This is a genomic window from Variovorax sp. P4_D9, assembly GCF_056401695.1.
Genome location: NZ_JBFUIU010000420.1, coordinates 1 through 7,950, shown reverse-complemented (window position 1 = coordinate 7,950; position 7,950 = coordinate 1). Strand labels below are relative to the sequence as shown.

Genomic DNA, 7,950 nt, shown 5'->3' with positions numbered 1-7,950 from the left:
CCTGCTTGCCCCGCTGGCGCCGCCGCAGCGCCGCCAGCTGGTCGACGCCATGGCCACCGTGCAGGCGCTGCTCGACCCCGCCGCGAACGCTACCGCCCGCACGCAGGCCGCGGTGCTGCGCGACCCGGCGCCTGGCGACATCGGCTGGGTGGTCCAGCAGCACGGCGAGATCTACGCCCGCGAATACGGCTGGAACAGCGAGTTCGAAGCGCTGGTGGCCGAAATCGCGGGCCAGTTCCTGCGCAAGTTCCAGCCGGCCTGGGAGCGCTGCTGGATCGCCGAGCTCAACGGGGAGCGGGTCGGCGCGGTGTTCGTGGTGCGCAAGTCGGCCACGACCGCGCAACTGCGCATGCTGATCCTCGCGCCGCAGGCACGCGGGCTCGGGCTGGGCGGGCGCCTCACGGACGAGAGCATCGCCTTCGCGCGCAACAAGGGCTACAAGAAGATGGTCCTGTGGACCAACAGCTGCCTCACGGCGGCGCGCGCGATCTACGCGGCGCGCGGCTTCAAGCTAGTGAAGTCGGAACGCTACGAGGGCTTCGGCCAGCAGCTCGTCGGCGAGACCTGGGAACGGAAGCTCTGAGCTTCAGCGCGGAGTGCGCCGGGCGACCCAGTAGGTCGCGCCCTGCGGGCCGTAGCGCTCCGCATGTGGCGTGCCGGTCGGGATCAGGAAGGTGTCGCCTACCCCCAGGTGGCGCGTGTCGCCGGCGCAGCTCAGCCACATCTCGCCCTGCGTGACCACGGCGTTGGCGTCGAAGGGATGCGTGTGTTCTTCGAGCACCGTGAGAGGCGCCCACTCCCGGATCACCGCCTCGTCGAAGCCCAGCGCACGCGCCTTCGCCTCGAAGTCCTCGAAGCTGCTGGCCGTTGAAGGGAAGCCTTTCAGGTCGTCGTTGCTCATGAGGAACTCCTGGACCGAAATTGCGCGGACCGCGCAGACCCCGTTCTACCCTGGCTTTCGCGTCGCAGCTACTGCCGGCGCCTCAATCGGCAGTGATCTTGCGGTCACGCACGATGCCGCTCCACTTGGCGTCCTCCTTGCGCATGAAAGCCGTGAGCTCGGCGCGCGTGGTGGGCTGCGGCGTCAGGCCGTGCTTGTTCAGCGCTTCCTTGACGCCCGGATCGTTCAGCACCTTGACGATTTCCTGGTTCCAGCGCTCGAGAATCGGCGCCGGGGTCTTGCCCGGCGCCACGAAGGCATACCAGTTCAGCGCCTCGAAGCCGGGATAGCCGGATTCGGCCACGGTGGGGATGTTCGGCATGTAGGCGGGCCGCGTCGAGCCGGTGGTGGCGAGCGGGATCAGCTTGCCGGCCTCCACCTGCGGAAGCGCCGTGGGCGGCGCCGAGAAGTACGAGGCGACACGTTCACCCAGCAGGTCCTGGAGCGCCGGCGCACCGCCCTTGTACGGCACGTGGACCATGTCGATGCCGGCGCGCTGGTTGAACAGTTCACCCGCCAGGTGGGACGCCGAGCCGGCCCCGGYGGAAGCGAAATCCACGCCGCCGGGCCTGGTCTTCGCGAGTGCCACGAACTCGCCCAGCGTCTTCACGCCCAGGCCCTTGTGGACCACCAGCACGTTCGGAAAGTTGACGCCGCCCGACACCGGGGCCAGATCCTTGAAGGGGTCGTAGCGCACCTTCATCACGTGCGGCGCGATGGTCAGCGGCCCGATCGATCCGAACAGCAGCATCGAGCCGTCGGCCGGCCCGTTGGCCACCAGTTGATGGGMGATGTTGCCGCCCGCGCCGGCCTTGTTGTCGATCACCACGCTCTGCCCGATATTCTCGCCCAGCTTCCTGGCGATGAGGCGCGCCGCCGCGTCAGCCGCGCCACCGGCGGAAAAACCTACCACCACGGTCACCGGCTTGTTCGGCGGAAAGTCCTGTGCCTGGCCGAAGCCGGCCATCAACAGCGAAGACGCGACCAGGGTGGTGGCGCGCAGCAGGTGACGTTTGTTCATCGTGGTTCCCTTGGTAGTTATTGATTCGAATTCGATTTGTCTTTTCAGTCGGCACCGAGGCCGACCGGATTCGGCTGCCGCTTCTCGACCGCGTGGCGCAGCAGGGCCGCGCTGCGGAAGATGCCGTGTGCGAACTTGCCGTAGGGCAAGGTGGCGAAAAGCGCCATCACCGCCCCCAGGTGCAGGCACAGCAGCAGCGCCAGCGCCGGCGTGCCGCGCCCCAGCCACAACGCCAGGCCGCTGGCGCTGGTGAGGAACAGCAAGGCGATGAAGCCGAGGTCCATCGGCTTCTGCGCCGCGTCACCATGCATCGGATGACGCCGGCGGTTGAGCCGCCAGAGGCCGGCCGTGCCGACCATCAGGCTGACGCCGCCGGCCACGCCCAGCAGCTTCGGCAGGCTCGGCAACGCATACGGAGCCTGCCAGCCGAGCAGGTAGTGATAGAGCGTCGCCACGCCGGTGGCCGCGAAGCACAGCAGGAAACCGTAGAACGTGAAGTGATGGAAGCGCCGGCGCGACAGCGTGTAGGCATCGTCCTCGTTGGGGCAGCCCTCGCCGTGCCCGCCGTCGAGGTACTTCAGGCGCAGCACGGCATCGGCGGCTTCGGCGGCGGCCGGCGCCTGCAGCGGCGCCCCGCTGGTGGCCGGCGTGATCTCGCGCCAGAAGCGCAACACGCCCTTCGCCAGTGCGAACACCACGAACCCGAACACAGGCAGGAACAGGCCGACCAGCAGGTTGTGCGGGAACAGCCGATAGAAACTGCCCTCGAGCCGGCCGCCCCACAGCGTCCCGTTGAGCGCCACCGCCAGCGCCAGGAACAGCGCCAGGCCGGCCGCCAGGGCCAGCGACAGCGTCAATCCGTTGCGCTGATAGAGCCGGCCCAGCACCGGCGGCCAGGCGTAGTCGGCATAGGTCTGGCCGCGCACTTCGGCCATGGCCTTCGGCACATTGACCGCGAACTCGTGCGGCGGCGCGTACTGGCAGGCATGCAGGCAGGCGCCGCAGTTGTGGCAAAGGTTGGCCAGGTAATGGATGTCGGCCTTGCCGAACTCGAGCCGCCGCGTCATCGCCGGGAACACGGCGCAGAAGCCTTCGCAATAGCGGCAGGCGTTGCAGATCTGCATCTGGCGGCCGACCTCGGCCTCGCCCGCGCTCAGGATCGGGATCACTCGTCGCTCGCCGGTCGCCAGCGAGACCGCCTCGCGGGTCAGGGCCTCAAGCTGCTGCATCGACAAACTCCCTGCTTGCAGCCTTGGCCGCCTGGGCCCCCGCGATGCGGCCGAAGGCGGTGCCGATGGCCATGCCGACGCCGGCGGTGTAGCCCTTGCCGAGCACGTTGCCGGCCATCATCTCGCCGGCCACGAACAGGTTCGGGCTCGGCCGGCCGCCGAAGTGCACGGCGGATTGATCGTTCACCCGCAGGCCCAGGTAGGTGAAGGTGACGCCGGGCCGCAATGCGTAGCCGTAGTACGGCGGCGTATCGATCGGCCGCGCCCAGTGGGTCTTGGCGGGGGCCAGGCCCTCGGTGCGGCAATCGTCCAGCGTCGTGTGGTCGAAGCGGCCGACGCGGCAGGCCGCGTTGTAGGCGCTCAACGTGTCGACGAAGGCCCCTTCGGGCAGGCCCAGCTTGCGCGCCAGCTCGGACAGCGTGTCGGCCATGGTGCCCGGGAACACCGGCGGCATGAAGCGCCCGATCGCCTTGCGGTCGATGATCGAATAGCCGATCTGGCCCGGCTGCTGCGCCACCAGCCGGCCCCAGATCGCATAGCGCTTGGGCCAGAAGTCCTCGCCCTCGTCATAGAAGCGCTGGGCGTCGCGGTTGACCACCACGCCCAGCGAGACGCAGTCGATGCGGGTGCAGATGCCGCCGTCATACAGCGGCGCCCGGGCGTCGATCGCCACCATGTGGGCCTGCGTCGGATCGCCGATCGAATCGGCGCCGGCATCGATCAGGGCCTTGAGCAACACGCCCTGGTTGAAGCGGGTGCCGCGGATCAGGAAGTTCTCGGCCGGGCGCTCGCCGCGCTCGTTCTCGCCCCAGGCCTCGCTGAGCCACTCGCGGTTCGATTCGAAGCCACCGGCCGCCAGCACGCAACTGCGGGCCTCGATGCGCTCGCCGCCCGCCGTGCGCGCGGCCACGAAGCGATCGCCGTCGAGTTCGACCGCGATGATCGGCGTGTCGTAGCGGACCTCGACCCCCAGCCTTTCGGCGCTGCGGAAATATGCGTTCACGAGTGCCTTGCCGCCGCCCATGAAGAAGGCGTTGGTGCGCGCCACATGCAGCGCGCCCGACAGCGGCGGCTGGAAGCGCACGCCGTGGCTGCGCATCCAGTCGCGGCAGGTCGAGGAGGCACGGATCGCGATCCGTGCGAGACGCTCGTCGGTCGTGCCGCCGGTCACCTTCAGCAGGTCCTGCCAGTACTCCTCTTCGGGATAGGCCTCGACCAGCACGTCCTGCGGCCCATCGTGCATGCAGCGCAGGTTGCGCGTGTGCTGCGAATTGCCGCCGCGCCATTCGCGCGACGAGGCCTCGACCAGCAGCACGCTGGCGCCGGCCTCACGCGCGATCAGCGCGGCGCAGAGCGCGGCATTGCCGCCGCCGACGACCAACACATCGATCATTTCCGTTGTCTCCTCGTGGTGGAGCACAACTGTAGGCAGCGAGGCTGCGGGGCGACAGTCCGCCCAAGGCAAGGGGTCTTCAGTTTTCGTGAAGGGTGGCGCCGGCCCAGCGGCCTTCGCGCACCAGCCGGCGCGCAACATCGGCCAGCACCACGCGGGCCGCCAGCGCCGCCGGCGACAGCTCGTCGTCCGACAGGCTGGCCAGCAGGTTGCGGCGGCCGACCTGAGCATCGGCGATGCGCACCTGCAGCAGGCCGGCGTCGCTCAGGCGAGCGGTCGCGGCGCCCGGCTGGATAGTGGCGCCCTGCCCGGCCCGCACCGCATCCATCAGAAGCGCCAGGCCGTCGATCTCGGCCACCACGCGCGGCTCGACGCGGGCCCTCGCGAAGGCCGCGGCCAGCGTGGCGCGCAATCCGTGCGAGGCGCTGGGCAGGATCAGCGGCAGCTCGCCCAGGCGCGCGATGCGCACCTGTGGCCCCTTGGGCAGGCCCGGGAGGTCGGCACGRCCGATCACGAAAAGCTTCTCATCGAGCAAGGGCAGCACGCTCCAGCGCCGCGCGGCGTCGGCCTGGAACAGCACCGCGAGGTCGAGCTGGCGGCCGTTGAGCATGGTCGCCAGGTGGCCCGACAAGGCCTCCACCAGGTGCAGCCTGACATCGGGATAGCGCTTGGCCATGGCCTGGATCAAGGGCACACCGAGCACCGACGAGGTGGTCGGCGGCAGGCCGATGCTGACGTGGCCCGCGAGCCGTGCCTGCTGCGCGGCCCGCACCGCCTCGTCGGCATGGCGCAGCGTCAGCTGGGCCTGCTGCAGGAAGGCCAGGCCGGCGTCGGTCGGCGTGACGCCGGCCGAGCTGCGCTGCAGCAGGCGCGTCGACAGCTCGCTCTCGAGCCGGCTGATCTGCTGGCTCAGCGCCGAGGTGGCCAGGTCGAGTTCGAGCGCGGCGCGCCCCATGCTGCGCAGTTCGCAGGTCTTGACGAAGTAGCGCAGCTGCCTCAGCTCCATCGCGGCTTCAACGGGCGGCGATCGGCTCGAGGGCGGTCCTGGCGATGCTCACTGCATGAACCAGCCGTGGCTGACGACAAGGGACTGCCCGGTCAGCGCATTGGTCGGGAAGGCGGCGAACATCAGCGCCACGCGGGCGACATCGTCGGTGGTGGTGAATTCGCCGTCCACGGTCTCCTTGAGCATCACGTTCTTGATCACCTGCTCCTCAGTGATGCCGAGCGTCTTCGCCTGCTCGGGGATCTGCTTCTCGACCAGCGGCGTGCGCACGAAGCCGGGGCAGATCACGTTGGCCCGCACGTTGTGCTTGGCGCCTTCCTTGGCGACCGTCTTGGCCAGGCCGATCAGGCCGTGCTTGGCGGTCACGTAGGGCGCCTTCAGCAGCGAGGCCTCCTTGGAGTGCACCGAGCCCATGTAGATCACGCTGCCGCCGCGGCCCTGCGCGTACATGTGCCTGAGGCAGGCTTTGGTGGTCAGGAAGGCGCCGTCGAGGTGGATCGCCAGCATCTTCTTCCAGTCGGCGAAGCTGAACTCCTCGACCGGATGCACGATCTGGATGCCGGCGTTGCTGATCAGGATGTCGATGCCGCCGAAGGCCTTGGCCGCCTCCTCGACCGCCGCATCGACCTGCTCCTCGCTGGTGACGTCGACGCCGACGCCGATGGCCTGGGCACCACTCGCCGTGAGTTCGGCGGCGGTGGCGTCGGCCGCCTGCTTGTTGAGGTCGGCGATCACGACCTTCGCGCCCTCCTGCGCGAAAACGATGGCGATCTCCTTGCCGATACCGCTGGCCGAGCCGGTGATGAAAGCGACCTTGTCCTTGAGCTGCATGGGTTTTCCTTGCTGTGACGGGGATGGGGAAATGCGTGCAATCTGCGTGCCTGTGCGGGCTACCGGCCGGCCGGAATCTGCGGCAGCTTCATCGGATGGCGGACCCGGCGGGCGTTGGGCTCGGTCAGGTCGAAGGTGGTGACGCCGTTCGTCTGCGAGGCGGCCAGGAGCCATTCGGGATGGTCCAGCGTGTTGCAGATGTCGCGCATCCCGGCATCCCAGTGCTCGTCGACTGAGGTGCGCGAGAACTCGTAGTCCTTCGAATCGAGCTCGTAAGGCTTGTCGCGATAGATCAGGTGCACGATCTCGATCGGCTCGTGGCTCAGCTGGGCGCAGACAGCCTGCACGCTCGGATCTTTTCGGAGGGGCGCCGGCAGCTTGCCGATCAGGTCGGCGATGGCCTGCTGAAGGTTCATGTTGGCGGCCAACGCATCGGTGTTCATCCGGGTGCGGCTCGAATAGGTGATGTCCTTCTGCCGCTCCAGGGTCTCGGCCAGCGTGCGCGGCATCGCGCCGCGGGCGCTGAACAGGTCGACCTGCAACACCATCAGCGGCTCGCTGCGCGGATGCATGTCGAGCACGTACTGCAGGGGCGTGTTCGACACGATGCCACCGTCCCAATAGTCCTCGCCGTCGATGTGCACCGGTGCGAATCCCGGCGGCAGCGCGCCGCTGGCCATGACGTGTTCGGGACCGATGCGCTGCACCGTGTTGTCGAAGTAGAGCGAGTTGCCGGTGCGCACGTTGACCGCACCGACGCTGAAGCGGGTTTCGCAGTGGTTGATGCGGTCGAAGTCGACCAGGCGCTCGAGCGTGGACTTGAGCGGCGAGGTGTCGTAGTAGCTCAGGAGCGGCGCCGCGCCGCCGAGCAGCATCGCCGGCGTGCGGCGCGGCTCGAAGAAGCCCGGCACGCCGAACAGCGCCACCGCACTGGCGCTCCACTGGTTCAGGGCCGCCCGGTCGCCGCCCCACCAGGCCGGCAGGCGCTGGGTCGGCCCCGACGAGACCTGGTCCCAGAATTCACGCAGCCGCTGGACCCGACGCTCCGGCGGATTGCCGGCGATCAAGGCGGCATTGATGGCGCCGATCGAGACGCCGGCGACCCAGTCGAGCGTCTTGTGCCTCTCGAAAACCCCGGCGTACACGCCGGCCTGGTAGGCCCCCAGTGCGCCGCCTCCCTGCAGCACCAGGGCTTTCCTGGCAGTGGTGATGTCGACCCGCGGGATGGCGGGGCGAGCGGTGGCTGAGCGTGGCTTTCGGGTGGCGGGCATGGCGTCATTTGACACCATGCGCCACCGGCCTCGCCAGCGCGCCGGACGGCAGGCGCCAGCTTACATCTTCGGCAGCATCTGGCCGCGGATCTCGCCGCCCGGATTGGCCGCCGTGTGGACGTTGGCATACCACTTGCCGGCCATCAGGTCAGCCGCCTGGGCCGCCGTCAGCGTGGCCTGGCCCTCGATCGGGCTGGCCGGCGATGCGAAGGGCAGCACGACGCCGGCGTTCGCGCCGGCCGAGGCCGGCCCGTGGAAG

9 protein-coding genes are annotated in these 7,950 nt (G+C 69.1%); 1 reads left to right on the top strand and 8 read right to left on the bottom strand.

Annotation, left to right across the window (positions count from 1 at the left end; all coding sequences use genetic code 11):
- On the top strand, positions 1-583 hold a 583-nt coding region (locus tag AC1DY5_RS33515), incomplete at its 5' end, for a GNAT family N-acetyltransferase (RefSeq protein ID WP_478118534.1).
- Positions 584-586: 3 nt separating this feature from the next.
- Here AC1DY5_RS33515 and AC1DY5_RS33510 read toward each other — a convergent pair.
- The 8 genes from AC1DY5_RS33510 to AC1DY5_RS33475 form a co-directional block, all read right to left on the bottom strand.
- Positions 587-901, bottom strand: a complete 315-nt coding sequence (locus AC1DY5_RS33510; protein ID WP_478118532.1) for a cupin domain-containing protein — start codon at positions 899-901, stop codon at positions 587-589.
- A gap of 82 nt (positions 902-983) precedes the next feature.
- On the bottom strand, positions 984-1,961 hold the full coding sequence (locus tag AC1DY5_RS33505; protein WP_478118530.1) for a Bug family tripartite tricarboxylate transporter substrate binding protein: 978 nt from the start codon (positions 1,959-1,961) through the stop codon (positions 984-986).
- Between the two features lie 44 nt (positions 1,962-2,005).
- Entirely contained in the window at positions 2,006-3,190 is a 1,185-nt protein-coding gene (gene tcuB / locus AC1DY5_RS33500) for a tricarballylate utilization 4Fe-4S protein TcuB (protein WP_478118529.1), read from the bottom strand.
- Complete coding sequence (tcuA, locus tag AC1DY5_RS33495) at positions 3,177-4,583, bottom strand: FAD-dependent tricarballylate dehydrogenase TcuA (protein WP_478118528.1); 1,407 nt, start codon at positions 4,581-4,583, stop codon at positions 3,177-3,179. Before tcuA ends, tcuB begins: the two co-directional genes overlap by 14 nt.
- Before the next feature lie 79 nt (positions 4,584-4,662).
- Positions 4,663-5,589, bottom strand: coding sequence for a LysR substrate-binding domain-containing protein (locus tag AC1DY5_RS33490; protein WP_478118527.1), 927 nt, complete (start codon positions 5,587-5,589; stop codon positions 4,663-4,665).
- Positions 5,590-5,637: 48 nt separating this feature from the next.
- Positions 5,638-6,420, bottom strand: a complete 783-nt coding sequence (locus AC1DY5_RS33485) for a 3-hydroxybutyrate dehydrogenase (protein ID WP_478118526.1) — start codon at positions 6,418-6,420, stop codon at positions 5,638-5,640.
- A 59-nt stretch (positions 6,421-6,479) separates the two neighbouring features.
- Positions 6,480-7,691, bottom strand: a complete 1,212-nt coding sequence (locus AC1DY5_RS33480) for a patatin-like phospholipase family protein (protein WP_478118525.1) — start codon at positions 7,689-7,691, stop codon at positions 6,480-6,482.
- Positions 7,692-7,751: 60 nt separating this feature from the next.
- On the bottom strand, positions 7,752-7,950 hold a 199-nt coding region (locus tag AC1DY5_RS33475; protein WP_478118523.1), incomplete at its 5' end, for a CHRD domain-containing protein.